The sequence below is a fragment of the Metabacillus litoralis genome, from assembly GCF_007994985.1.
GTDB lineage: Bacteria > Bacillota > Bacilli > Bacillales > Bacillaceae > Metabacillus > Metabacillus litoralis.
Window position 1 is genome coordinate 280,179 of sequence record NZ_VOQF01000005.1, and the last position, 26,820, is coordinate 306,998.

General features: G+C 34.4%; 19 protein-coding genes and 1 riboswitch. All 19 genes read left to right on the forward strand.

Features of this window, described 5'->3' with window-relative positions; genetic code table 11:
• Nucleotides 1-231: 231 nt before the first annotated feature.
• The 19 genes from FS935_RS09435 to FS935_RS09525 all read left to right on the forward strand — a co-directional run bounded on the left by FS935_RS09435 (nucleotide 232) and on the right by FS935_RS09525 (nucleotide 26,554).
• Nucleotides 232-1,896 carry a glycerol-3-phosphate dehydrogenase/oxidase gene (locus FS935_RS09435; protein WP_146947878.1) on the forward strand — a complete coding sequence of 555 codons (1,665 nt, stop codon included), beginning with the start codon at nucleotides 232-234 and terminating at the stop codon, nucleotides 1,894-1,896.
• 180 nt (nucleotides 1,897-2,076) lie between these two features.
• Nucleotides 2,077-3,009 (forward strand): alpha/beta hydrolase, encoded by a 933-nt coding sequence (locus tag FS935_RS09440; protein ID WP_146947880.1) that lies wholly within the window; start codon nucleotides 2,077-2,079, stop codon nucleotides 3,007-3,009.
• A 42-nt stretch (nucleotides 3,010-3,051) separates the two neighbouring features.
• Complete coding sequence (locus FS935_RS09445; RefSeq protein ID WP_146947882.1) at nucleotides 3,052-4,140, forward strand: DNA alkylation repair protein; 1,089 nt, start codon at nucleotides 3,052-3,054, stop codon at nucleotides 4,138-4,140.
• 539 nt (nucleotides 4,141-4,679) lie between these two features.
• Entirely contained in the window at nucleotides 4,680-5,897 is a 1,218-nt protein-coding gene (locus FS935_RS09450) for a coiled-coil domain-containing protein (RefSeq protein WP_146947884.1), read from the forward strand.
• A 332-nt stretch (nucleotides 5,898-6,229) separates the two neighbouring features.
• Complete coding sequence (locus FS935_RS09455; protein ID WP_146947886.1) at nucleotides 6,230-7,384, forward strand: FAD/NAD(P)-binding protein; 1,155 nt, start codon at nucleotides 6,230-6,232, stop codon at nucleotides 7,382-7,384.
• A gap of 35 nt (nucleotides 7,385-7,419) precedes the next feature.
• Nucleotides 7,420-8,610 carry a GTP-binding protein gene (locus FS935_RS09460; protein ID WP_146947888.1) on the forward strand — a complete coding sequence of 397 codons (1,191 nt, stop codon included), beginning with the start codon at nucleotides 7,420-7,422 and terminating at the stop codon, nucleotides 8,608-8,610.
• 28 nt (nucleotides 8,611-8,638) lie between these two features.
• Entirely contained in the window at nucleotides 8,639-8,788 is a 150-nt protein-coding gene (gene rpmG, locus FS935_RS09465; protein ID WP_053348792.1) for a 50S ribosomal protein L33, read from the forward strand.
• Between the two features lie 103 nt (nucleotides 8,789-8,891).
• A riboswitch (cobalamin riboswitch) is annotated at nucleotides 8,892-9,077 on the forward strand.
• A gap of 140 nt (nucleotides 9,078-9,217) precedes the next feature.
• Nucleotides 9,218-11,536, forward strand: a complete 2,319-nt coding sequence (locus FS935_RS09470; RefSeq protein ID WP_158638580.1) for a DUF4430 domain-containing protein — start codon at nucleotides 9,218-9,220, stop codon at nucleotides 11,534-11,536.
• Nucleotides 11,537-11,673: 137 nt separating this feature from the next.
• Nucleotides 11,674-12,510: a DUF4430 domain-containing protein gene (locus tag FS935_RS09475; protein WP_146947892.1), complete on the forward strand. Its 837-nt coding sequence runs from the start codon at nucleotides 11,674-11,676 to the stop codon at nucleotides 12,508-12,510.
• On the forward strand, nucleotides 12,510-13,394 hold the full coding sequence (locus tag FS935_RS09480; RefSeq protein ID WP_240050872.1) for an energy-coupling factor transporter transmembrane component T: 885 nt from the start codon (nucleotides 12,510-12,512) through the stop codon (nucleotides 13,392-13,394). The genes FS935_RS09475 and FS935_RS09480 overlap by 1 nt, the downstream gene beginning before the upstream one ends.
• Nucleotides 13,367-15,022 carry an ABC transporter ATP-binding protein gene (locus FS935_RS09485; protein ID WP_146947896.1) on the forward strand — a complete coding sequence of 552 codons (1,656 nt, stop codon included), beginning with the start codon at nucleotides 13,367-13,369 and terminating at the stop codon, nucleotides 15,020-15,022. The genes FS935_RS09480 and FS935_RS09485 overlap by 28 nt, the downstream gene beginning before the upstream one ends.
• A gap of 11 nt (nucleotides 15,023-15,033) precedes the next feature.
• Entirely contained in the window at nucleotides 15,034-15,690 is a 657-nt protein-coding gene (locus tag FS935_RS09490) for an ECF transporter S component (protein ID WP_439116635.1), read from the forward strand.
• Between the two features lie 154 nt (nucleotides 15,691-15,844).
• Nucleotides 15,845-16,999, forward strand: a complete 1,155-nt coding sequence (locus FS935_RS09495; RefSeq protein ID WP_240050873.1) for a histidine kinase N-terminal domain-containing protein — start codon at nucleotides 15,845-15,847, stop codon at nucleotides 16,997-16,999.
• 290 nt (nucleotides 17,000-17,289) lie between these two features.
• Entirely contained in the window at nucleotides 17,290-18,144 is an 855-nt protein-coding gene (locus tag FS935_RS09500; protein WP_146947902.1) for a 6-phosphofructokinase, read from the forward strand.
• 78 nt (nucleotides 18,145-18,222) lie between these two features.
• Nucleotides 18,223-20,226 carry a transketolase gene (tkt, locus tag FS935_RS09505; protein ID WP_146948433.1) on the forward strand — a complete coding sequence of 668 codons (2,004 nt, stop codon included), beginning with the start codon at nucleotides 18,223-18,225 and terminating at the stop codon, nucleotides 20,224-20,226.
• 180 nt (nucleotides 20,227-20,406) lie between these two features.
• Nucleotides 20,407-21,351, forward strand: coding sequence for a DNA-binding transcriptional repressor DeoR (gene deoR / locus FS935_RS09510; protein ID WP_146947904.1), 945 nt, complete (start codon nucleotides 20,407-20,409; stop codon nucleotides 21,349-21,351).
• Nucleotides 21,352-21,498: 147 nt separating this feature from the next.
• The gene (locus FS935_RS09515) at nucleotides 21,499-22,023 is read left to right on the forward strand and encodes a type 1 glutamine amidotransferase domain-containing protein (protein WP_146947906.1); all 525 of its coding nucleotides are present in this window, start codon (nucleotides 21,499-21,501) and stop codon (nucleotides 22,021-22,023) included.
• 114 nt (nucleotides 22,024-22,137) lie between these two features.
• Nucleotides 22,138-22,533, forward strand: a complete 396-nt coding sequence (locus FS935_RS09520; RefSeq protein ID WP_146947908.1) for a GNAT family N-acetyltransferase — start codon at nucleotides 22,138-22,140, stop codon at nucleotides 22,531-22,533.
• 991 nt (nucleotides 22,534-23,524) lie between these two features.
• Entirely contained in the window at nucleotides 23,525-26,554 is a 3,030-nt protein-coding gene (locus tag FS935_RS09525) for an efflux RND transporter permease subunit (protein WP_146947910.1), read from the forward strand.
• The last annotated feature ends 266 nt before the right edge of the window (nucleotides 26,555-26,820 follow it).

Consider the following 26,820-nt stretch of genomic DNA (forward strand, 5'->3'; position numbering starts at 1 on the left):
CGAATAAATTACTATAGAATATTTCCTATTATTATTTAATCATTGAAATACGCGTAATGAGTGTTATAATAAAGATAAGTTAATAAAAGCGGTAGGAGACATGGAGAGACCATTCTACATTATAACAATTGTTATAATGCTAGTTTTGGTCTCTTTTTTTGTACCATTTTATAGATATGGCTATATGGACATATAAAAATCAGATTTCACAATATAATTGGAGGTTATCACATGGGGAATTTCTCTAGTATGAATAGAACAGAGCAGTTAAAGACAATGAGTGAAACAAAGTATGATTTATTAGTAATCGGTGGTGGAATCACAGGTGCTGGTATTGCATTAGATGCGGCTTTACGAGGAATGAAGGTTGCAGTTGTTGACATGCAGGATTTTGCTGCTGGAACATCAAGTCGTTCAACAAAACTTGTTCATGGTGGTTTACGATATTTAAAGCAATTCCAAGTAGCGATGGTTGCTGAGGTTGGGAAAGAGCGAGAAATCGTTTATGAAAATGGACCACATGTAACAACACCTGAATGGATGCTACTTCCAATGCATAAAGGTGGAACATTCGGAAAATTTTCAACATCTATTGGTTTACGAGTATATGACTTTTTAGCAGGTGTGAAAAAATCAGAACGCAGAAAAATGCTTTCAGTAGAAGAAACGTTAAAGAGAGAGCCGTTAGTTAAGAAGCAAGGTCTTGCTGGTGGAGGATATTACGTTGAATACAGAACAGATGACGCTAGATTAACTATAGAGGTTATGAAAGCGGCGGTGGCAAATGGAGCAAATAGCATTAGCTACACTAAAGCAGAGGAATTAATTTACGATAATAAAAAAGTTGTAGGCTCAAAGGTAAAAGATTTAATTTCACAAAATGAATACAATATTTCAGCTGACATTGTCATTAATGCTGCAGGTCCTTGGGTTGATCAAGTTCGAAATCAAGATTATTCACGAAACAATAAAATGCTACGCCTAACAAAGGGGGTACATTTGGTTATTGATCAATCTGTGTTCCCACTTCAACAAGCCATTTATTTTGATACACCAGATAAAAGAATGGTGTTTGCTGTTCCTAGAGAAGGAAAAGCATATGTAGGAACAACAGATACATTCTTTGATACAGATATTACAAACCCGAAAATGCTGGCAGAAGATCGTGATTATATATTAAAAGCAATTCGATATATGTTCCCAGATGTAAATGTCACGGAAAAGGATGTTGAATCAAGCTGGGCTGGGGTTCGTCCGTTAATTTATGAAGAAGGAAAAGATCCTTCTGAAATATCTAGAAAAGATGAAATATGGGAAGGTGACAGCGGGTTAATCACAATTGCTGGAGGAAAATTAACAGGCTATCGTAAAATGGCTGAAAGTGTTGTTGATCTTGCTTCAAAACGAATTACAGAACATAATCCATCTGTTTCTTTTAAACAATCAAAAACAAAATCTTATCCAATATCAGGAGGAGATGTTGGTGGATCAAAAGGTTTTGCAGTATTTGTTTCAAAGAAGCAACAAGAAGCTATTCAATATGGCTTTACGAAAGAAGAAGGTCAGCACTTAGCACAAATGTATGGATCGAATGTTGATACATTATTTCAATATGGAAAACAATATGATGAGCTTTCTGTCACTTTATCAAGAGACGTTTATGCAAAGCTTATGTATTCAATCGAACATGAAATGGTAACAAAACCAGTTGATTTCTTTATTAGACGCACAGGTGCACTGTTTTTCCATATAGATTGGGTTAACCAGTGGAAAGATGAAGTTATAAGCTTTATGGAAAATAAATTATCATGGACAGCTGAACAAACAGAGGAATATAAAGTACAATTAGAGAAAGAGTTAAAAGATGCAGTTACACCGTATGATTTGAAAGCTTAGAATATCCATCTTTACTTTTAAAGGATTTTTTTAAAAAGTTATTTGATTAGTTCCTTTTAAATCGAGTTATTAGTACAAAACCTTCCATTTTGCTGGGAGCACTTTTAATAATGTTATTGCTAGATAAATTTAAAGGAGTTAGACGATATGTCTAGCTCTTTTTTTAAAAGGAGAAATTAAATGAAAACAACTAATTGGTTAAAGATGTCAGATGGTGAAGAAGTATTTGTTAGCACGTGGTCAGAAGAGGGTATCTCGCCAAAAGCAATCCTTCAACTATCACATGGTATGGGTGAGCATATTGGACGTTATGATGCATTTGCACAATTCTTAGTTGGTAAGGGAATTATTGTAGTGGGCAATGATCATCGAGGTCATGGTGAAACAGGAAGTAAAAGTGGACAGCTAGGTTTTTTTGCAGCTGAGAGAGGCTTCGAAAGAACTGTAGAAGATTTGAAAGAGATTAATACTAGCATTCAGCAGCAATACCCAAATACACCCATTTTAATTATGGGTCACAGTATGGGATCATTTTTAGTTCGACGCTTTTTACAGCGCTTTCAAACAGGTGTTGATGCTGTGATTTTATCAGGTACTGGTGGAAATCCGGGATTTATGGGAAAAATAGCAAAAACAATTGCTAAATCTCAAATCCGCAAGCATGGTCAAACATCAGAAAGTCACTTAATGAATAAGTTAATTTTTGGTCGTTATAATAAAAACATTCCGCAATTGAAAACAAGCTCTGATTGGCTGACAAGAGATCATCAAGAAGTTCAGAAATATATTGAAGACAAGTATTGTGGATTTATCCCAACAACAAGCTTTTTTTATGATTTGATGGATGGATTAGAAAGTATTCACAAAAATGAAGAAGTAGGAAAAATAAACAAGCACCTTTCATTTTTTATTTTTAGTGGTGATCAAGATCCAGTAGGTAATTATACAAAAGGTGTAGTAGAAGTGATAGAGCAATATAAAAATAGTGGAATCAATAATATTGAACATAAATTTTATAAAGAAGGTCGTCATGAAATGTTAAATGAACTGAATCGAAAAGAAGTTTATCATGACATTTCCACATGGATTGAAAAACAATTAAAAACCCAATAAGTGATATAATGTTCGTAATGAATGTTGATTAAAGGAGCAAATATGGCTGAGGAACTAAGATATATTTATAATGAACAGTTTATTAAATCACTTTCTACTTATATAAATGAAGAGTATCAGAATTTTGATTGCGCTCTGTTTGAATCACTAATATATGATGATAGTTGGAATGAACTTCCTCTAAAAAGGCGTATGCGCCATATTACGAACTGCTTACATGAAACTTTACCGAAGGATTATGATGAAGCAATTGCGATTTTAAGAGCTGTAGCACCAAGAGTGAATGAAAGCTTAGCTGGGATCATCTTTCCGGATTATGTAGAGGTATATGGTCTAGAAGAATGGGATTTATCAATTGATGCTCTTGAATTTTTCACAAAATACTCCACTGCTGAGTTTGCGGTTCGGCCATTTGTTATAAAAAATCAATCTGCAATGATAGAGCAGTTCCTTATATGGAGTAGAAGTGACAATGAGCATGTGCGAAGGTTAGCAAGTGAAGGATCTCGTCCAAGATTACCTTGGGGAATATCATTAGTGAATTTAAAACAAAATCCATCCCCTATTTTTCCTATATTAGAAAATTTAAAGGAAGACACATCACTATATGTGAGGAAAAGCGTTGCAAATAATCTTAATGACATTTCAAAAGACCATCCTGAAGCTGTGATCAAAATCGCTGAGAAATGGAATGGACAAAATGAAGTAACAAATTGGATTATTAAAAAGGGATTACGAACATTATTAAAAAAGGGAAATGAACAAGCTCTTGAATTAGTAGGGATACAGAGGAATGAAAACATAAACGTTTTACATTTAACAGTGACAGAATCTGTGAAAATAGGAGATTACCTCTCATACACATTTAATCTTCAATCTAATGATCAGCAAGCACAAAGAATTAGAATTGAATACGCAATAGATTATGTCAAGGCTAATGGTAAGCTTTCACCAAAACAGTTTAAAATATCAGAAATCACATTATCTCCTGGAGAATTAAAGAGCTATAAACGCAATCATAACTTTAAAGATTTATCTACACGAAAGCATTATCCAGGAAAACATACTGTTTCCGTTATTATCAATGGGGAAGTAAAAGCAACAGCAGAGTTCAGTGTAATAAGCATGTGATAAAAATCAACAAGGCGACAATATAATTGTTAAGGCTTGTTGATGGATACTAATAAAGTGTATCAAAAGGCGATTCCTAAAGTTTAGTCCTTAGAATATACTTATAAAGTTTTTTGTAAGTATAAAAATTGAGGAAATTTACTTCTTAGTTGAGTCGTCCTTTTTTTGTTTTGTAACCATTTAAAGTCAAATAATTACAAAATATAACATAAAAACTAAAATTAAACAGATAATGTGAAATAATAGTCGATATCTAAAAGGATTTTCAATATTTCACTGTATTTTTTTATACTGTTTTCCATATTTTAATAATACTAGAATTTGATTGTAAATTATGATAGAGTTAAAAAAGTGTTCTTTTTTAGGGGAAAAAGGGTCATATGTTACATAATGAAATATAATTGTAATATTAAAAACATAGATTTGTCATTTTTTGATGATATACTTCTAATTGTGGCTAAGTAGTTAAATAGTAATATTAATAGATAGTTAGATATACATACAACTTGATTCAGATAGAATGGAAAGTAGGGAAAAGGATGTCGAAAAAGAAACTAGTAATTATGAATCTAGCATTCATGATTGGATTAGGAAGTTCATTTGCTATTCCTTCGGTAAAAGCTGAAACTAATGTTCAGCAGCAACGCTCCGAAATTCAAAACGATATTGCTAATGCAGATCAAGAACTACAAAAAGTAAAAGCAGAGCTTGATAAATTAAATGAACAAATTGTTCGTGTTGATCAAGCAATCGCTGATAACAATAAAAAGATTGAACAAACGAAAAAAGATATAACAGTTGCTAACGAGGAAATTTCTACTATGGAAAGTGAAATTACTCAGTTAGAAAAATCAATTGAAAATAGAACAGAAATCCTAAAAGAGCGTGCAATTTCTTTCCAACACAGTGGTGGAAATATTGACTATTTTGATGTGCTTATTGGTTCATCAAGCTTTGGAGATTTTGTTAACCGCGCTATAGCAGTAGGTAAGATTGTTGAAGCAGATCAAAATCTAGTGGACGAGTATGTGGCTGATGAAGAAACATTAAAAGAATCAAAAGCTTCTAAAGTAAAGAAACTTGCTGACCTAACGAACATGAAGGAAGAGTTAGAAGGTATGCAAGCACTTACATTAGAGCAAAAAGCACAAAATGATGAATTGAAGAAACAACTTCAAAATGAAGAGACTGCAACTCTAGCAGCAAAGAATAGTTTACAGCAAAGAGATATGAATCTAGCATCACAATTAGTTGTTAATGATGATACTACAACAAATGACGCTCAAAGTTCAGAGTCTTCTTCTGTAGAATTAGCTAGTGGTACTAAATCAATTGCCAAAATAGAAAACACACCAGTTAATCCAAATGGTACGGTAAATGACTTAATTACAGCAGGGTATAAGTATATTGGTAATTCTGTGTATGTATTTGGTGGCGGACGTAATTCATATGATATAGCTAATGGTCGATTCGATTGTTCTGGTTTTGTTCATTGGGCATTTTCAACGATCGGTGTTAGTGTTGGTGCTAGTACAGATTCGTTAAAATATGGTGGTACACAAATCTCAACTAGTAATATGCAACCTGGAGATCTTGTTTTCTTTAATACGTATAAAACAGATGGACATGTAGGTATCTATATGGGTGGCGGTAAATTTATTGGCTCACAAAGCTCTACAGGTGTAGCCATTGCAAATATGTCTAGTGGTTACTGGGCTGATAAATTTAATGGTCGTGTAGTACGAGTTAATTTATAAAAAGCAGAGCTGGCAGAGATGTCAGCTTTTTTGTTTGGTTATTTAAGAGTTTCCCGAATTGATTAAGAGTTAAACATCATTTATAAAGGTTATTTTCGCAAACTTTGTTGCTTTAATATTCCGAAGAAATCAGCACAGTATTAAATCTAGTGGCATCTTTTCTTCATAAAAAGGTAGCTCTAGATACGAAAAGAGACTGTTAATACTGCATATTTTGATAACATAGCAACAATTTTTCAGAAAAAAGCCTTTATAAAACAAATGTTGCAATGAAGATAATTTTAGTTTACAATTTAAATCGTAACAATTACGTTTTGTAAGGAGTTAAATAATTGAATGAATGGATTATTATTGGTGGAGGGCTCCATGGGTGTACAATTGCTACAGCTTTAATAAAGAATCATTTCACAACAGCAGGTGACCTCAAAGTTATTGATGAACATGAAGAGCCCTTAATGGAATGGAAAAGAAAGACGTCACTTATAGGTATGGAATTTCTAAGATCACCTTCTGTACATCATATTGATGTTGATCCCTATAGTCTTCAAAGGTATGCAAGGAAGCAACATTTTAAAGCAACATTTTTAGGTCAATATAAAAGACCATCATTAGAACTTTTTAATGATCATTGTGATGATGTTTTAAGAAGTATCAATATTTCACAATCATGGATAAAAGGCAAAGTTAGAAATATGGAAAAATGTGATGATCATTGGAATCTACATTTAGATAATGACAAGATTATAAAAGGGAAGAAAGTTGTCATTGCGGTTAGTGTTAATAAGCAGTTACTTATTCCAGAGTGGGCAAATGAGTTAAAAGAAAATGAAAACTCTCAATTTCATATTTTTGATGATAGCGTTAGTAATCTTGATAGGATAAAACCTCCAGTAGCTGTTATAGGTGGAGGAATAACAGCAGCTCATCTTACAATTAAACTTGCTAGGATGTTTCCTGGAAAGGTCATGCTAGTCATGAAGAATGATGTTGAAGTAAAAGATTTTGATAGTGATCCTGGTTGGCTAGGCCCAAAATACTTAACTGATTTTAAAAAGTTAGATTGTTATAAGAAACGAAGAAATATAATTAAGAAAGCTAGAAATAAAGGAACTGTTACTGGAGAACTTTTTAGACAGCTCAGAAAACTGGAAAACAATCATAAAATAGAAATGAGGCAAGTAGCTACTGAAAGTCAATTGTCTTTTCTAAAAAAGTGGCAAAAGGAGAGTCAAGAAACTCTTTCTATATTATTTGCTACAGGATTTAGCTCCACTTTACCTGAAAAAAATATGGTCGCTGATTTAGTATCCAGTGAAGAACTAGCTTTATCTGATTGTGGCTATCCAATTGTTACTTCCTCACTAGAATGGTGTCCAAATTTATTTGTGTCTGGGCCACTGGCTGAACTAGAGATAGGTCCAATTTCAAGAAATATTGCGGGAGCAAGGCATGCTGCTGAAAGAATTATTAAAAAGTATGCTCATTAAATCGTAATAACTTCGATTTAAAAGGAGGGTTATTTATGGGGAATTCAAAAATTCCAGTTACTGTTTTAAGTGGTTACTTAGGATCAGGTAAAACAACATTACTAAATCATATTTTGAAAAATAAAGAAGGTATACGTGTGGCAGTTATTGTTAATGACATGAGTGAAATTAATGTAGATGCTTCTTTAATAAAGCAAGGTGGGTTTACACGCACTGATGAAAAGCTTGTAGAGCTTCAAAACGGGTGCATCTGCTGTACACTTCGTGAGGACTTAATTTTCGAAGTGGAAAGGTTAGTAAAGCAAGGAAACATAGATTACCTTGTTATTGAGTCTACGGGAATATCTGAGCCAATTCCTGTTGCTCAAACTTTTACGTATGTTGATGAAGAACTTGGAATTAATCTCTCAGATTATTGTGAATTAGATGCAATGATTACGGTAGTTGATGCGAATCGATTTTGGCATGATTTTTCTTCCGGAGAAACATTACTAGATCGAAAGCAGGCAACAGATGAGAGAGATACAAGAGAAGTTGTTGATTTATTAATTGATCAAATTGAGTTTGCCAACATCATTCTTCTAAATAAAGCGGATCTTGTGAAGGGAGAGGATATGAATGAATTAAAGGCAGTAATGAGGAAGTTGAATCCAGAAGCTAAAGTCATTGAGAGTGAATTTTCAAAGGTTCAGCTAGATCAGGTTTTACATACTAAATTGTTTGATTTTGAAAAATCGAGTCAGGCTGCAGGCTGGATACAGGAGTTGACGGGAGAACATGTTCCCGAAACAGAGGAATATGGAATATCTTCTTTTGTTTATAATCGAAGAAAACCATTTCATCCAGAAAGATTTATGAAATGGCTTGAAGCTTGGCCTGTTGATGTTGTCCGGGCAAAAGGTTTCTTTTGGTTAGCTTCCAGGAATGAAACAACAGGTCTTCTATCACAAGCAGGTCCATCTATTATTATTCAAGCTGCAGGTGAATGGGTGGCAACTTATCCACAACAAGAGCAAAAACAAATTTTACAAGAGGAACCAGAGTTACTTGAAAAGTGGGATTCTATATACGGTGATCGGATGACTGAGCTTGTGATGATTGGTATTGATATGAACAGAAGTGCTATAGAGGAATCACTAGATCATTGCTTATTAACTGAGGAAGAAATGGAACATGATTGGTCAAGATTCACTGATCCGTTGCCACTATTTACAGTAGCAGGATAAATTTATTTTAAAAATGGAGGAATCATAAATGAGAGTAAACATTACATTAGCATGCACAGAAACTGGAGATCGCAACTATATAACAACCAAAAATAAACGCAATAACCCAGATCGAATTGAATTAAAGAAATATTGTCCAAGATTAAAGAAGCACACATTGCACAGAGAAACAAAATAATGTTTAGTAAAATTCATTAACAGAGTTTTTGTGTTAATGAATTTTTTTAGTTGCGACAAATATTGACACTCTTCAAGACCTAGACTATGATTAAGTAATTGAATTGAATAACTAAAAAATAGGTTGATAGATGTATAATCTATCATGAAAAGGGAAGATCGGTGCAAATCCGACGCGGTCCCGCCACTGTAAATGGGAGCTTTTTTACGATGAACCACTGTCGCAAGATGGGAAGGTGTAAAAGGTGATGATCATGAGCCAGGAGACCTGCCTATTTTGTTTATACCTTATTACTACGCGGATAGAAGGGTGTTATTATAGATGAAATATGTCTAATTAAGCCATATGTAATTCTAAACAACACTTATCTCCTTCGTAGGGGATTTTTTTATGCCCAATTTTATCAAATAGATGGGGAGAGATTTTCGTATGTTAAACAAATTAAGATTGTCTTTATTATCATTTCTGTTAGTATTTACTGTGTTTTTTGGGACTTTGCAGCCATCTGCTCAAGCAGAGGAAGTTGTAAAAGATGAAACAATTAGTGTAGTTGGTAATAGTGAAACATTACTAGAAGAGACAACGTTTAGTTATGAAGAAAATATGACAGCATTAGATGTGCTTATAGATGCTGTTGGTGAAGAGAATATCGAATTCGAAGATACAGATTTTGGAAAAATGATAATTGGTATTAATGGAGTAAAGCCTGCTGAAGATGAAAGTTTTTATTGGGCGATTTTTATTAATGGAATTGCATCGCCAGTTGGTGCTGAATCGTATATTGTTCAACCAGGAGATTCGATTAGTTATAGATATATAGATTATATGGAAGCAGCTGATTCGGCAACATTAAATGTGATCAATGGAGATGATATACAGGAATTTTATCCATCCACGTTTATTGATAACCCAACAGCATTAGATCTTTTAAACCTATTAGTAGGAAAAGACAATGTAGGTGTTACTTACTATGGAGAAGATGCTTTTGTTAACAGTATTAATGGTGTAGCAACAGAAGGTAATAGTTATTGGGCTTTTTATATCAATGATGAAATGGCAAGTACAGGATTAAATGGACACACTCTAAAAAATGGTGATAAGATCACGTTAAACTACGAAACATGGGAAGAAGAATCACCTGAAAATCCAGAAGAGCAACCGGAAACAGAGGAACCAACAAAGGCCTTTGATTCAGTTGAATTTAACAAAGCTGTTAACTCTGCAAGTCAATATATTCTTTCTAATAAAGTAGAAGATTGGCAAGCTGTTGCACTTAATAAAGCAGGAAAATCACTACCAGCTTCCTATTCATCAAACTTAAAATCACTAATTCTTGAGAAAGATGGCATGTTCTCAAAAATCACAGATTATGAGCGCTTAACATTAGGGATATTAGCTGCTGGTAAAGATCCAAGAAATTTTGAAGGGCATAATTTAGTAGAGTCAATATATAATGGAAACGTAACGAAGCAAGGACTAAATGGTGTTGCTTACGCACTGATTGCGTTAGATAGTGCGAACTTCCAAGTTCCTAAAACGGCAAAATGGACAAGAGAGAAGCTAATAGCTGAGTTACTCAAGAATCAACACGATGATGGTGGTTGGTCATGGTCTCTAAATCCACCAAGTGATAGTGATACAACAGCTATGGTATTAACTGCTCTAGCACCTTATAAAAATCAAGCAGATGTGAGCTTGGCAATTGAAAAAGCAGTAAATTATTTGAAAGAACAATATCAAGGATCTACGGTGGATAATAGTTCAACAGCAGCAACAATTGTTATTGCATTATCAGCTCTAGGAATTGATTCACACAGTGAAGAATTTACAAAAAATGAGAATAGTTTAATAGAGTTTTTACTTACTTTCCAAAATAAAGACGGTGGATTTGATTGGCAAGGTGGAGAAGAAAGTGACTCATTTTCTTCAGATCAAGGATATCGTGGGATTGTAGCGTATCAGTTATTTTTAGCAGATAAAGGCTCTTTATATACATTGCCTTTGAATACTAATAAGGTTGAAGATGGTAATCTATTGGTTAAGGATCACTCTGATCTTGTAATTAAAGCTAGCAATGTTTATAAAGTGAAAAAAGATGCTAAAACATTTACACTTACAAATGAACTGTTAAAAGGTCTACCACAGAATTCTTCGATTGAAGTATCAAATGGAAAAGTGAATGCTACTGTTCCCGTTGCATTACTTTTAACGAATTCAGATGTTATTTTCAGCTTTGGTGAGGTTTCTGAAGCAGTAAAAAATACTAGTGATCTAGTAAGTGATTTATACGATTTTACAATTACTTCAGAAGGAAAGACAATAAGTGATTTTGGAAATCATGTTGTCAATTTAGGATTTGATCTTACTAACTTTAATGGTGATTGGGATCAGCTTCGTATTTATCATGTTGATGAAAATGGAAATAAACTTGAAGAAATGAAAACTACTTATGATGCAAAAACAAACCAAGTATTTGCAAGTGTAGGTCATTTCAGCATTTACGGAGTATTCGAGCTACAAAAAAATTCTATAAAAGAACCTGTTGTGAAAGAAGATAACTCTTCTGAACAGAAAGGCGAGGTTCAGCAAGATCAAGTTCAACAAAAAGAAAAAACTTCATCAAATGGCAACCGCCTGCCAAACACAGCAACACCATTATTTAACTTAATTGCACTAGGTGGAGCACTAATGTTAATTGGAGCTGGTGGTACAATTTATTCAAGAAGACGTCAAACAAATAAAATTTAATGATAATGAGGGTAACTCAATAGAGTACTAGTTTATTTCCTGTTTAGGAGATCGGTAGGAAAATGAGTTTCCCTCGTTTTCTGTATCTAGTTTATACTATATAAAGAGCTTTCCTAGGATAGACAGGGGGTATTGAATTGAAAAGACTTAACAAAGTGTTATTAGCATTTATTATGATCATGATGTTTTTAATAGGCTGTGAAAAAGATGAGGTAGTTCCTATAACAGAAAAAGCAAGTGTTGAGGAAACTACTGAAGCATCTTCAGAAGATAAAGAAGTAGCAACACATAATGGTCATGAAGAAAGTCAGGATCCTACTGAAGAAAGTAATAAAGAAGAATCAAGCCAAGACACTACTGAAAAGAATGAAAAAGCAAGTGATGTGGCTTCAGAAGATAAACAAGAAACATCATCAACAAATACTTCTAAGGAGAAAGAAACCTCAAGTAACAAAACTGAGAAATCAACAGAACAGCAAAAGTCTAAATCAGCGGCAACTCCAGAAGTTGATGAAAAAAAGAAATCTTCAACAGCAACACAAACTGCTAAAACAACTTCTGAAGTAAATACGACACCAAAAGAAGAAGCAAAAAAAGAGAAAGTAACCGCTCCACCGGTCGTTAAAAAAGAGGAACCGAAACAAACAGTTACTATAACAATTGCTGGTGATCAAGAAAAAGGAACAGTTCTTTCTTCAACAAAGGTAGAAATGAGTGAAGGCAATACAGTACTTGATATTACAACGAAAATTCTTAAGCAAAAGAAGATACCAATTAGTGTGACTGGTAGTGGTTCAGGTGCTTATGTGGAAGGTATTGCAAATTTGTTTGAATTTGATCGAGGTCCTTTAAGTGGTTGGACGGTGAAAAAAAATGGTACGACTTTAGATCGAAGTGCTGGCATTGTTAAAGTGAAAAGTGGTGATAGCATTCAGTGGATTTATACAACAAATTATGAAGAGGATGGAAACTGATGAGAGGAGTTCATGCTTTTCATCCTTTTGTCCTTTTTCTATATTATGTTGGAGCAGCAACACTGGTCATGCTATATAAGCATCCGGTGTTTTTGTTTGTAGCGATCATTTTGTTCATTATCTTTAATCTTCAATTAGATGGGGGAAAAGCATTAAGAGGATGGTTCTTTATGCTGTTTTATTTATCATTCTTTTTCTTATTAATTAATCCGCTGGTGAATCGAAAGGGAAATCATATTTTATTTTATTTTAATAACAATCCAGTGATGCTTGAGGCTGTTATTCATGGGATCATTGCTGCTCTATCAATCTTTGCACTGCTTGTTTTATTTCTTTCCTATAATATCGTTATTACTGCTGACCGGTTTTTATATTTATTTTCAAAATGGTTACCACAGTGGGCTCTTCTCACAATGCTTTCCATGAGATTTATCCCATTGTTAAAAAGAAGATTAAGAGAGATTGAAACGGTTCAACAAAGCAAAGGATTGTCAGTAAAAGGTGGAAAACTAAAAGATCGTGCGAAAAATGGAATATTGCTTGTGCAAATTCTTTTAACTTGGTCATTAGAGGAAGCGATTCAAACAGCTGATTCGATGGCAGCACGTGGTTATGGACTTAAAAAGAGAAGCAAATATACACCATACAGAATGCGAAAGATGGATTGGATCGCTCTCGTTTATATTGTATTATTCACGATTGTTGCATTGTTTGGATGGTGGTTAGGTGATGGCGTGTTAAGCATTGAGCCAGTGTTAGAAACAATGGTAATTGAGGGACGTGAATGGTTTTATTTATTGATGTTTTCACTGTATATTGGTGCACCACTAATGATTGAAGGAAGGGAGGCGCTCCTATGGCATTTTTGGAGACAAAAAACCTAAGCTTTGCATATCCAGAAGAGAAAATAAAGGTGCTTAATGATGTTTCATTTTGCGTAGAACAAGGTGATTTTGTTGTTTTATGTGGACCATCTGGAAGTGGTAAGTCGACTCTTCTGCGACTATTAAAGCAGGAGCTTGCTCCACATGGTGAAAAAGAGGGAGACATTTTCCTCGAAAATAAACCTCTACTAGATATTTCGCCTGCACAGGTTGTAAAAGACATTGGCATGGTTTTTCAAGATCCAGAAAATCAAATTGTTATGGATCGTGTTCTCGAAGAACTAATTTTTGGGATGGAGAATTTCGGAACATCAACAGAAGAGATGCGAAAAAAAGTGGCTGAAATTGTTCATTTTTTTGGTATAGAAGGACTGCTCAATCGTAAGACCCATGAGCTTTCTGGAGGCCAAAAGCAACTAGTCAATTTAGCTTCTGTTTTATTATTAGAGCCGAAGCTATTATTGCTAGATGAACCAACGTCACAATTAGATCCTGTTGCTTCAAGAGAATTTATTGGCATGCTTCATACAATGAATGAGGAATTTGGGATAACAGTGATTATCGCAGAGCATCGGCTAGAAGAGCTTTTTGCTATTGCTGATAAAGCTCTTGTGTTAGACAAGGGAGGTATTTTATCATATGATACGCCACGACATGTTATTGATTTTTTAAGCGAATATAAAGATCATGCAATGTATCATTATTTACCAAGTCCGGCCCGTCTATATTTAGAATATTCCCCATCAAAAGTGAATGGTGATATCCCACTGTCAGTTAAGGAAGGGAAGAATTGGTTAAAGAATGTAGCTATTACACCGAGAGAGGGTATTTTGAGGGGAAATCATCATACACCTAAGAAAGAAATAATGAACATAAAAGAAATTGATTTTCAGTATTCAAAGGACTCAAGTAAGATTCTTAATGATTTGTCATTAAGTATTTTTGAAGGTGAATGGCTTTCAATTGTTGGGGCAAATGGAACGGGAAAGTCAACATTACTAAAAGTCATTGCTGGACTCGAGAAACCACAACGAGGATCAATATTTTACAAAGCGAAGAAATTTAAAAAACAACTTCCAAAAGAAATCGGCTATCTCCCACAAAATCCTAAGTTGTTCTTCATCCACGACACGATTGGTGCTGAGTTAAGATATCTTGAACAATTACATCAAATCGGTGATGGTGAAACTAGGATTGAGGAGTTGCTAGAAATTTTCAACTTAAAAGAACTAGTTCATCGTCATCCTTATGATGTTAGTGGAGGAGAGATGCAAAAGGCTGCATTAGCGGGAGTGCTTCTTCCTAACCCAAACTTGTTATTAATAGACGAACCGACAAAGGGACTTGATCCAGAAGCTAAGCTTAAGCTTGGTAAGCTACTACAAACATTACAACAAAAGGGCTTAACAATCGTTATGGTCACACATGATATTGAATTTGCTGCACAATATTCAACAAGGTGCGCAATGATGTTTCAAGGAACGATTACAACAAATTCTCCAACGAAAAGCTTTTTTCAGGGAAATGCATTCTACACGACAGTTCTAAATCGAATCACTAGAGGAAGTGAAGTTCCAGATGTATTAACGTTAGAGGAGGCTCGCAAGACTTGGCGCGTTCAAGAATAATTGTCATAGCAATGTTTTTATTGATTAGTATCACTATTTTGACAACACCTCTTTTAGCTGATAAGTACTTTCTTCCATTTAGCATAATCATCATGTTGCTGAGCTTTGTTCCTTTTATTATTCGGTTTGAACGAAGAAAGGTTGCTGGAAGAGAGCTTGTTTTATTAGCTGTATTAGCAGCGATTGCAGCTGTTAGTAGAGTACCCTTTGCTTCCATCCCAAGTGTTCAACCAACAACCTTTGTTATTATTGTCGCAGCACTTGCTTTTGGTGCAGAAAGTGGGTTTGTTGTTGGTGCACTTGCTGCATTAGTATCTAATTTATTTTTAGGGCAGGGACCTTGGACACCTTGGCAAATGTATGCTTGGGGGATGATTGGATTAAGTGCAGGTTTATTAAGAAATACATGGATGATGAAACATAAAGTCGGAAAAGTTATTTTTGGATTTATAACAGGTATCTTATTTGGATGGGTCATGAATTTATGGTATTTTGTTAGCTTAGATGAAAGTATAACAATTACTGCGATAATAGCTAGATATAGTGCCAGCTTATATTTTGATTTAGCACATGCATTTTCTAATGTTTTTTTCTTGATTATTTTTGCAGACAGCTGGTTAAAGATTTTACAGCGTTTTCGGAAAAAATATGGTTTGCTAGACAAGTAGTGTTAATCCTGATCATGAGGGATTAACACTTTTTTATGGAGTGACCTGTCCATTGAAACTAAAACAAATAAATTCGCGAAATAAGAAGGTTTTTCATACTTTTTGTCTAAAGAGTATAGATATCATCTAAATAATGAAAAAAGAGGTGAACTATTTGAACCACGATTCTTCGGTCATTATCTCACTAGAAGAAAAGCTAACTCTGTATCTAGAAAAAACACAGGATGAAATATTGGAAGTATGGCAAGAGAGTATTATTATTCATGAGCATGACATGTATAAGGGAAGTATTAAGGATAATGGATTTCAAATGTTTCTATTAGTAAAAAGATCATTATTAGGCGAAATCTGTGAACGAGACATCCAAGAGCTTGCTTATAAGGTAGCACATGAACGTGTTATTACGGATGTTAATATAGGAGAGTATGTTTATAACGTAAATGTTGGCAGAAGTACTGTTATTAAATTCATTAACAAATCCGGTGTTTCAATTGCAGATTTACATCCAATTATCGATCGGATCAATCAAGACTTTGATCGATTTTGCTTTCATACAGTTACTCGTTATACTGAATTAAAAGATAATGAGTTAAAGGAAAAAGTTCTATTCATCAACCAATCACACAAAGATCGTTTATCACTTCTAGGTCAAATGTCCTCAAGCTTTGTTCATGAATTTAGAAATCCTCTAACAGCTGTAATAGGTTTTATGAAGCTTTTAAAAGATGAACATCCTTCTCTTAAATATATGGACACAATCGAGCATGAACTCGATCAATTAAAATTTAGAATTACCCAATTTCTACATGCTGCGAGATTGGAAATTGTTGATAAACCTAAAGAAATGATACTGTTGTCTGAATTATTTACTGAAATTACTTCCTTTTTATACTCAAGTATAGTAGATGGTGATGTTGACCTGCAAACCTCCGTGAATCATGATTGTGTAATTTATGCAAAAAAAGAGGAGTTAAAGCAGGTACTCGTTAATATTATTTTAAATTCAATTGATGCAGTGAAAGAGAATGATCACAATGACCGAAAATTAACGATTCTATGTGAATGTAATAATGAGGATATCACATTTACGATAACAAATAACGGACCACAAATTCCCCACGAAATGCAGAGTACAATTTTTGAACCATTTTATACAACAAAAAGCTTAGGAACTGGAATCGGATTGTATGTATGTAAAACCATAATTGAAAAACATAATGGCTCAATAGAATGTCAATCAGATCCCCAATATACTTCATTCATCATTAGGCTTCCATATGAACAAAAAAATCGATCAGGTGAGTACTGATCGATTTTTTTGTAACTAGGTAATTTAAAAGCTAATGTAACAATCAAGTTAAGATAAGGGAATAGACAGATCTTTTGAAAGGGTTTACATTAAATGTTACAAAAAATCTCATAATAATATAAATTCTGCCATGTACCAATGTTCATCACGTTTTGTCTTCAAGTGTAGAAAATATCTAAAAATTTAATGATTATATCTATTTATCTTTCTATTGTTTTCATGTTATACTCTTCATGTAACAAATGTTCAATATAGTATGAACAAAATTTCTTAAAAGAGGGGTAACGTAAATGAAAATAGGTGTGGTTCATTTTGGTTGTGCTTTAGAAGGTACAGCTCAAATCGTTCGTACCCTTATTGAAGATCTTTCAAGTGAGGAAACAACTGTATATGCTATTGAATGGAATCATACTTCAAAAGAACTACAACTAAGAGAATTAAATAAAATGAGTCAAAAAACACTAACAACTACCTATAGCTTATGTAATGCCTTTCCACGAAAAATATGGGATGAAAAATCCTTTTTACTAAGTGATGAATTACAAGAGCTAGATCAGGTTATTTTATTAGGGGTTAGTAACACTCAAGAACAAGAAACCTCGGTGAACGTTTTACAAGTTCCTGTTAGTATTTACAATACTGTAGAGAACTCACAGTTTACTTTAGGTTATGATACTGCATTAAATTCGATTGTTAACAGTGTTGAAAGTGTAAGAGATACGGCTAGTTCTTTATCTTATGGTAAAGTACGTTTATTCAATGTACAAATACCTGGTAATCAACAATCAAGACTGCTGTTTGATGCTGCTGGTGCAGTTGGAGCAGAGGTTGTCACAGGTGTAAGCCCCCAGGAGCTTGATCGATTACATAATCACATCAAACAAAAAGAAGATAATGAAGATGGATATACATTCTTTATGATGGATCATTCTATTGATCTTACATCTTTTGAACAATATTTCAGTAATTTTGATTTAGATTGGAAGATTGTTGTCATTGATGATTCCCAGTGTGGAGGACCATATCCAACTGCTCAGGATCGATTATTAGCTAATCAATTGAAAACAGCAGTTGTCAAATGGTGTAAAGCAAATAAACCTACTGGTCAATTGCTTATTCAAGATAATAAAGTCGTATTTAAGTAAGGTTTCTATGATCAAGTAGTAGGATTAGGTTATAATGTAAAGATGAATATATTTTGGAGGGATTAACAAATGAGTGAAATGACAAAAACAGACAAATTATCTATTGAGACAATTCGTACACTTTCTATCGATGCAATTGAAAAGGCTAATTCAGGACATCCTGGTATGCCAATGGGTGCTGCTCCAATGGCATATACGCTTTGGACGAAATATATGAATGTGAACCCATCAAACCCAAGCTGGTTTAACCGTGATCGTTTTGTTCTTTCAGCAGGACATGGATCAATGCTTCTTTATAGCTTACTTCACTTAACAGGCTATGACTTATCTATAGATGATTTAAAAGAGTTCAGACAATGGGGTAGCAAAACTCCTGGACACCCTGAATACGGTCATACTGCAGGTGTTGATGCAACAACAGGTCCACTTGGACAAGGTATTGGAATGGCAGTAGGTATGGCAATGGCAGAGCGTCACTTAGCAGAAACATACAATAAACCATCATACGATGTTGTTGACCACTTTACATATGCAATCTGTGGTGATGGAGACTTAATGGAAGGTATTTCATCAGAATCTGCATCTTTAGCAGCACACTTAAAATTAGGTCGTTTAGTTGTTCTTTATGATTCAAATGACATTTCATTAGATGGTGATTTAGATCGTTCATTCTCAGAAAATGTTGAGCAACGTTTCATTGCACAAGGTTGGCAAGTTATTCGTGTTGAAGATGGAAATGACTTGAACGAAATTTCAAATGCAATTGAACAAGCGAAATTAGACCTTGAGCGTCCAACATTAATTGAAGTGAAAACAACAATTGGATTTGGTTCACCTAATAAATCTGGTAAATCAGCTTCACATGGTTCTCCACTTGGTGAAACAGAAATTAAGTTAACGAAAGAAGCTTACAATTGGACATTTGAAGAAGATTTCCATGTACCTTCTGAAGTGTATGATCACTTTAATAAAACGGTAAAAGAAGCAGGAGCAAATAAAGAAAAAGAATGGAATGAATTAGTTGAAGCTTACGGAAAAGAATTCCCTGAGTTAGCAACACAATTCAAACATGCAGTAAGTGGAGAGTTTCCAGAAGGATGGGATAAAGATATTCCTGTTTACGAAGAAGGAAGTAGCCTTGCTTCACGTGCATCATCTGGTGAAGTATTAAACGGAATTGCGAAAAACCTACCTTCATTCTTTGGTGGTTCAGCTGACTTAGCAGGATCTAACAAAACAACAATTAGTGATGCAGGAGATTTCACTAGTGATAATTATGGTGGACGTAATATTTGGTTCGGCGTACGTGAATTTGCAATGGGTGCTGCATTAAACGGTATGGCATTACATGGTGGATTACATGCATTTGCTGGTACATTCTTTGTATTCTCAGATTACTTACGCCCAGCGATTCGTCTAGCGGCATTAATGAATCTTCCTGTAACATATGTATTCACACATGATAGTATTGCAGTTGGTGAAGATGGTCCTACTCATGAACCAATCGAACAATTACCATCATTACGTGCAATGCCTAACTTATCAGTTGTTCGTCCAGCAGATGGAAATGAAACAGCTGCAGCTTGGAAATCAGCAATTGAATCAACAGCAACACCAACAGCTCTTGTTTTAACACGTCAAAACTTAAAAACAATCAAAAACACGAAAGATACTGCTTATGAAGGTGTTAAAAAAGGCGCATATGTCATCTCGCCAGCATCAAAAGAAACAGCTGATGTTCTTTTATTAGCTTCTGGTTCTGAAGTTGGTTTAGCAGTTGAAGCTCAACAAGCATTATCTCAAGAAGGAATTGACGCAGCTGTTGTAAGTATGCCAGCGTGGAATCGCTTTGAAGCACAAAGTGAAGAATACAAGCGCTCTGTTTTACCTAAAGAAGTGAAGAAACGTTTAGCTATTGAAATGGCATCTCCACTTGGTTGGGATCGTTACACAGGAGACGAAGGAGACATCCTAGCTATCAATACATTCGGTGCTTCAGCTCCAGAACAACGTATTTTAGCTGAGTATGGTTTCACAGTTGAAAATGTTGTTGCACGTGTGAAAAAGCTTATCCAAGGATAAGTTAAGATATCTAATAAAAGAAAAATAATTTTATAACTTTCCTGATAATGAGGCTGACGTGATGTAAAATATGTCAGCCTCTCTCTTTTAATTGAGTGCTGTTTAAGGAGATAACTAAGGGAAAGCTACTTAACAAGCAATTAACTGTGTGTTAATACTAATAAAAATAGGTGCTGCGTAATGGAAAGAGAAAAATTAAATAAAATTATTGAAGCTGCTAAGCTTTATTATCAATTAGATTACAGTCAGCAGGAAATCGCAAAAAAACTAGATGTATCAAGACCAACTGTTTCAAGATTATTAAAAGTTGCAAAGGATTCGGGCATTGTTGAAATTACAATTCATAATCCAGTTGAAGCTGGAGAATTATTAACAGATAGATTAAGGAATAAATTTGATCTTAAAGAAGTGATCGTTACACCTGTTTCAGAGTATGACAATACATTAATAAAACGCCATCTTGGAGAAGTTGCGGCAAACTACATTAATAGAATTGTAAAAGATTCAGAAATCATTGCAACTTCATGGGGAACAACTGTTCATGAAATTGCGAAAAGACTACAACCAAAACCATTGAGTCAAACAACAATTGTGCAGCTTAATGGGGGAGTTAGTCATTCAGAATCAAAAACATATGCATCTGAAATTATCCACCTTTTTGGTGAAGCATTTAATACCCAAACATTTATGTTGCCACTGCCAGCCATTGTTGATCATATCGTTGTGAAGCAAGCGATTGAAGCAGACCGACATATTCATAAAATACTTGATTTAGGTAAAAAAGCGAATATTGCGATCTTTAGTGTGGGAACTCCTGTTGTTGATTCAGTTTTATTGCAAGCGGAATACCTCTCAAGTGAAGATCAACATCAAATTCAGTCAAAGGCCGTTGGAGAAATATGCTCGAGGTTTTTTGATAAAAATGGTGAAGTTTGTGTAGAGAGCTTGAATAGTCGCACAATCGGAATAGAGCTTCATGAATTAGCGAAAAAAGAAAAATCAATTCTAGTTGCAGGTGGCCCTAAAAAGTTTGATGCAATCTATGGAGCGTTAAAAGGTAAATATGCCAATGTGTTAATTACAGATCAGCATACAGCAAGATTATTAGTTGATTTAGAAGACTAATAAGCTGCATTAAATAAATTATAGTAGCATCGATGGTAAACGAATGAATATAGTTTCTTATATTTTGTGACTTACCTAATAGGTATATCATTTGTATTCTAAAGCAAGATTAGGTAAGGTGAATAATAAGATAAGGAGGCTGAAAGCATGAGATTATCTGGAAAAAAGGTATTAAGCTTTGTTCATGAGGATTTTGAGGATTTAGAGCTGTGGTATCCCATTCACAGATTGCGTGAAGAAGGTGCGATTGTTGATTTAGCTGGAGAAGACGCATCATTTACATATAAAGGGAAGTATGGAGTTCCTGCTACTTCGGACTTTGCTTTTCAGGATGTAAAAGCAAGTGATTATGATGCTTTATTAGTTCCAGGAGGATGGGCTCCAGACAAACTTCGTCGTTTTAAAGAAGTGATTGATATCGTTCAATATATGGAAGAAAACAAAAAGCCTATTGGACAAATATGTCATGCAGGCTGGGTACTGATTTCTGCCAAAATTCTAGAAGGTAAAACAGTGACAAGTACACCAGGTATTAAAGATGATATGGAAAATGCAGGAGCAACATGGTTAGATGAAGCTGTTGTTGTTGATGGTCATCTTATTTCAAGTAGACGTCCACCAGATCTACCTGATTATATGAGAGAGTTTATACGAGTACTTGAAGAAAATTAATTTCAGTCAGCACGATAGTAAATGATAAATTATCTTTACTAAAGTGCTGGCTTTTTTTATTATTAAAGTTATATAGAAAATATTAACAAATATATTTGAATAGGAGTTAAAACCATGATTACATACAAGGTAAATGATGAGCTAGATGCTGTAGAATTAGCTGAGGTTTTTAAATTATCTGGCATTACACGACCTGTTGAAGATTTACCAAGATTAGAAAAAATGATTGAGCATGCTGATATTATCATTACAGCTAGAGAAGAAGGTAAAGTAGTTGGCGTAGCTAGAGCTATTACTGATTACCACTATTGCTGTTATTTATCAGACTTAGCGATTAATAGAGAGTACCAAGGTAAAGGGATTGGTAAGAAGCTTGTGGCTTTATTAAAAGAAGAATTAGGTGAGAAAGTAGCATTAATCCTACTAGCATCAGAAGAAGCAATGGAATACTATCCGAAGATCGGCTTTGAATCAATCGATAATGGCTTTAAAATTGGTCGAAAATCTTAGGCATACTTTGTTTCTAAGTAATTAATCTTTTATGGGATAATGAAAACCTACCATTCCACTTGTTTATAGGACCATCTTTAGGTGGTTCTTTTTATATTGCTCGCAATGATATAACCGTTGTTTTATTTGATTTTTGGCAGGCTGAAATAAACATTTGCTCCAGACGGTATTTACCATTTCGCTTTACAGATGTACTCCCGCAATGAACACAACCTATTAACCACATAGCTGAACGCCTCCCAAAACCGTATTATATCAACATTCTATTAATATGGTCAGGATAGCAACAAACCTATAGGAAAACAGCCTTGAGAAAAGATCCAGCCTTAAAATAAAGAACAGATAAGCCATTTTAGAAGGAGGCTCGGACATAACAAAGCTAATGATAAACCAAAATTATTAGGTAATAGGTGATATTTTATCTATCGCCTGATAGTTCGGGTCTATATTTTCTATCTTCAATAGTTTTTTTGACTTCGGATACTTTTTAAAAGAACTTAGTGGAATGGAGCGGAAGACACTAGGGCACCTACGGGACGTAGAGGAAAGGATGAGACCCCACAGGCGCGCAGCTTACGAGGGAGGCTCAGCTTCCTCCCCGTGGAAAGCGAGTGTCTGCAGCGCAATGGAACGAACTTGTATTCCCAGCTTAACTGATTAATAGGAATAAGCATTTTAGATTTATCCGTTTTTATAGATGATTTCTTAATTATGTCACAGCCTCTGATTCTTTATCCAATTTTCTTATCTTCTTCCTCCCTCACCTATCTACTGTTTCCAAATAAATAAACTTGCAACTCTACACTATCCAAAATCCACCAAATACGTCTTAAGCCTTAGAGAAGTTTACACCTCAAGTCATTTAACGAGTGATCATTTAATGATTAAAATTATGACTGTAGTAACTAACCAAATATGACAACTTTTTCCTATGATAAGGGAGGAGTTACGGTTCATCAACTAAAACGAGAAATCGGAAGGAGAAAAGAAGATGTCGTGGATTACAAAATGGTCTTTTAAAAATAAGGCTGCAGTCATTTTAATGTCATTAATTATTTTAGTTATGGGGGTTTTGAGTTATTTCAGGTTACCAATGGAGTTTCTTCCATCTGCAGATCAACCGTTTATCTCTGTTGTCACAATGGGAGAGGGAATGGATGCAAAATCGATGGAGAAGCAAGTAACAACTCCTATTGAAAAAGCAGTTGATTCAATAAGTGGGATAACGAATGTATTCTCAACAACAGGTGATGGGTATTCATCAGTTGATATTCACTTTGAATCAGGTGTTGAAAAAAAAGAAGCAAAACGGGAAATTGAAGAAGCTCTAGGAAACGTACCTTTTCCAACAAATGTGATGAAACCGAATATTGTTCAGTTAAACACATCGATGATTCCTGTTTCATATGTTGCTCTTACATTTGATGAAGGAATTAATCCTAATACAATACAATATGCAGAAGACGAAATTGTTCCTTATTTTAAAAACATCGACGGAGTTTCTGATATACAAACAAATGGTGTTATTCCCTCATATGTTTCGGTTAAGTTAAATGAGGATAAAATGGCAGAAAAACAAACCTCTGTTGAACATATTATGTCATTGCTTCAAGGACAAACAAATGCCACTGCTGTTGGAGTAAAGGATATCGATGGCAAAGCCTCAAATATTAAAGTAGTTGGTGATATCACAACACTTGAGAAACTTAAAGAAACTGAAGTAATTCCAACAGTGGCGCTTAAAGATGTAGCAGAAACCAACATACAAAAACAAGAAAATAATTTAACTAGATTAAATGGTAAAGATGGACTGATCTTTGTGATCACAAAAGATAGCAGTTCAAATGCTGTCACAATTAGTAAAGATGTCAAAAAGGCTTCAAAAGAAATAAATAAGAAATATGATGATTTAGAAACAACAGTAATTTTAGCTACAGCAGATATGGTTGAATCATCTGTACACAGTATGATTAAGGAAGTTTTACTTGGTGCTTTATTTGCAACAATTGTTATTATGATCTTTCTACGAAATCTTCGCTCAACATTAATTACGATTATTTCAATACCATTATCACTAGGATTTACTTTATTTCTGCTTGCTCAATCAGGAGTAACCTTAAATGTTTTAACACTTGGTGGAGTTGCAGTTGCAGTGGGGAGACTTGTAGATGACAGTATTGTTGTGATTGAAAATATTTTCAGAAGAGCACAAACTGAGAAGTTTTCGATAAAAATGGTTATTGATGCAACAAAAGAGGTTGGTGTGGCGATTACATCCTCAACTTTAACAACTGTCGCTGTATTTTTGCCGATGGGCTTAATTCAAGGAAGCTTGCAAGATTTCCTTCTTCCTTTTGCCTTGACTATAACGTACTCCCTTTTAGCGTCATTAATTGTTGCGATTACCATCGTTCCAATTATGAGTGCGGGGTTACTGAAAAATGCCAAAATAAAAGAACACAAACCATCAAAAGGATTCGCAAATTTCCTAACTTGGTCTTTGAATCATAAGTGGGTTGTTCTTTTAACAGCCTTCTTCTTATTAGCTGGATCAATTGGAGCATATGTGGTTCTGCCAAAAGGATCTGTGGATAAAGCAAAAGCAGATTATGTACTTGTTTCATTAGAATATCCAAATGAAACACCTATTGAAAAGGTTAAGGAAGAATCTTTAAAATTAGAGGATTATATTCTTAAACAAAAAGAGCTTGATCATGTTTATGTACAGTTGGGGAATACAGAGGATGGAGCTAAATTTGGCTCTGTTGAAAGTCCTACGAAAACAATGATTATGGCTATTTTGAAAAAGGATGCTGAAATGGGAGGATTTGTTGATAAAATTCACTCGCAAAAAGCTGAATATAAAGATGCGACATTAGAAGCTACAGAAGCAACGATGATGAGTGGTGGTGGAACATCTATCACAATCGATGTTATCGGCGAGGATATTGAACAATTAATCAATGTATCTGAAACAATTACAGCTGAAATCAAAGATGTAGATGGAGTGGAAAAGGTTTCATCAAATCAAGAAGAAACAAAAACAGTTTATTCATTTGTTGTTGATCCAAGTATGGCTAAAGCAGATCAAATCGCCCAGCAAGCTTCAGTTATGCTCAATAAGACTCCATTGGGTTTAATAGAAATGAACGATCAACAAACAATGGTGATGCTTGAGCCGATTTATAACCCAGAAACGAAGCAAGAACTTTCAGAAGTTCCGATCATGACTGCTGATGGATTATCAACAATTTCAGATGTTGCAAAACTACAACAAATAGAAGAGCCTACTAGTACATTCCATAAAGACGGAGAGCAATATGTCAGAATTACAGCTAATGTTGAACCAGAAAACCTGTCTGCCATTTCAGCAGAAGTGAACAAGAAAATCTTTGGTGATCAAGAGGTTAAGGGAATAAAGGTTCCTGATAATATTGATGTTTTAGTTGGTGGAGCAAGTGCTGATCAACAAAGTGATTTTAATGACTTGTTTATGACTATGCTAGCATCAATTGGAATTGTCTTTCTAATTATGGTTATTACATTTAAAACAATCCGTGCACCTATTGCGATCTTATTTTCTTTACCACTAGCAGCAATTGGCGCTATTTTAGGAATACTGATAAGTGGTATTTCTGTTGACATTACAGCATTGCTTGGTGCTCTTATGTTAATCGGTATTGTTGTAACAAATGCAATAGTTCTTCTAGATCGAGTAAAACAAAACGAAAAAACAATGATTATTAGAGAGGCAGTAGTTGAAGCTGCATCAATAAGAATGCGTCCAATTATTATGACGGCCGTTGCCACAATTTCAGCAATGCTTCCATTGCTATTTAAAGAAGCGGAAACTGGTAATTTAGTATCTGCTAGTTTAGCAGTAGTTGTTATTGGTGGATTAAGTGTAGCCACAATGTTAACCTTAGTCGTGATACCTGTTGTATATGAATTACTGCATTTTAGAACAGCTAAAAAACAAAGACAACAAATAGAGAAGCAAGACGATACAATAGCAGTATAATACTTCAGATGAAAATGACCATTGATCCTTAAAAATCAATGGTCATTTTTTTATATTAAAGTAATAGTTTCAAAAGACAGTATCTTTTTATAGGTAAATATATCTATGTGCGATTTATATTTTTAAAAAAATTGGAGAATAAATAGTCTGATTATAGTATAATGTAAACGAATACACTACTAAATTAATACAATATTACTTATTTTTGAAACAAATGTACTGTCTTTAAGAGTGTTAAAAGAGTATTTTCAAAGAATTATGGATCG

Bases quoted from the DNA above. Each gene is read 5' to 3' on its own strand.
- FS935_RS09445 (WP_146947882.1), top strand. From the start codon at position 3,052: ATGGCTGAGGAACTAAGATATATTTATAATGAACAGTTTATTAAATCA.
- FS935_RS09520 (WP_146947908.1), top strand. From the start codon at position 22,138: ATGATTACATACAAGGTAAATGATGAGCTAGATGCTGTAGAATTAGCT.
- FS935_RS09490 (WP_439116635.1), top strand. From the start codon at position 15,034: ATGTTTTTATTGATTAGTATCACTATTTTGACAACACCTCTTTTAGCT.
- tkt (WP_146948433.1), top strand. From the start codon at position 18,223: ATGACAAAAACAGACAAATTATCTATTGAGACAATTCGTACACTTTCT.
- FS935_RS09515 (WP_146947906.1), top strand. From the start codon at position 21,499: ATGAGATTATCTGGAAAAAAGGTATTAAGCTTTGTTCATGAGGATTTT.
- FS935_RS09460 (WP_146947888.1), top strand. From the start codon at position 7,420: ATGGGGAATTCAAAAATTCCAGTTACTGTTTTAAGTGGTTACTTAGGA.
- rpmG (WP_053348792.1), top strand. From the start codon at position 8,639: ATGAGAGTAAACATTACATTAGCATGCACAGAAACTGGAGATCGCAAC.
- FS935_RS09450 (WP_146947884.1), top strand. From the start codon at position 4,680: ATGTCGAAAAAGAAACTAGTAATTATGAATCTAGCATTCATGATTGGA.
- FS935_RS09500 (WP_146947902.1), top strand. From the start codon at position 17,290: ATGAAAATAGGTGTGGTTCATTTTGGTTGTGCTTTAGAAGGTACAGCT.
- FS935_RS09525 (WP_146947910.1), top strand. From the start codon at position 23,525: ATGTCGTGGATTACAAAATGGTCTTTTAAAAATAAGGCTGCAGTCATT.
- deoR (WP_146947904.1), top strand. From the start codon at position 20,407: ATGGAAAGAGAAAAATTAAATAAAATTATTGAAGCTGCTAAGCTTTAT.
- FS935_RS09435 (WP_146947878.1), top strand. From the start codon at position 232: ATGGGGAATTTCTCTAGTATGAATAGAACAGAGCAGTTAAAGACAATG.
- FS935_RS09480 (WP_240050872.1), top strand. From the start codon at position 12,510: ATGAGAGGAGTTCATGCTTTTCATCCTTTTGTCCTTTTTCTATATTAT.
- FS935_RS09485 (WP_146947896.1), top strand. From the start codon at position 13,367: ATGGCATTTTTGGAGACAAAAAACCTAAGCTTTGCATATCCAGAAGAG.
- FS935_RS09440 (WP_146947880.1), top strand. From the start codon at position 2,077: ATGAAAACAACTAATTGGTTAAAGATGTCAGATGGTGAAGAAGTATTT.
- FS935_RS09470 (WP_158638580.1), top strand. From the start codon at position 9,218: ATGTTAAACAAATTAAGATTGTCTTTATTATCATTTCTGTTAGTATTT.